We start from the raw sequence: 277 nt of genomic DNA, 5'->3' as shown, positions 1-277 counted from the left end.
ATTTTGGGTTGAAGGTAAATTTACTAAAGATGAGATTAAAGAATATTTTCCAGATTTACTAGAAGAATATGCTGAAAAACAGCGTCAGTGGTTTCATAATCTTGTTACAATGGCTAACAATGATTGGCAGAAGAATCGTCATATGTTAGCTGTTAGTGATTTGCAGCGTAAAGCAGCTAAATGGTTAGGTGTTCAAGCTGAGTGGGTTGAGATTAGAATGCAAGAAACTAATCAGTGCCCATTCTGTACAGCACAGATTCCACCTACTGCTGTTAAG

Annotated in this window: 1 protein-coding gene; it reads left to right on the top strand. The window is 36.8% G+C overall.

Going from position 1 to position 277, the window contains the following annotated elements:
• Positions 1-277: hypothetical protein (locus ACCD07_RS32330; protein WP_413449696.1), on the top strand; the 277-nt coding region annotated here is incomplete at both ends.

It is taken from the genome of Duganella sp. Dugasp56, from assembly GCF_047304105.1.
Taxonomy (GTDB): domain Bacteria; phylum Pseudomonadota; class Gammaproteobacteria; order Burkholderiales; family Burkholderiaceae_D; genus Rugamonas; species Rugamonas hordei.
Note: the sequence above shows the minus strand (reverse complement) of the source record. Positions and strands in the feature narration are given on the sequence as shown.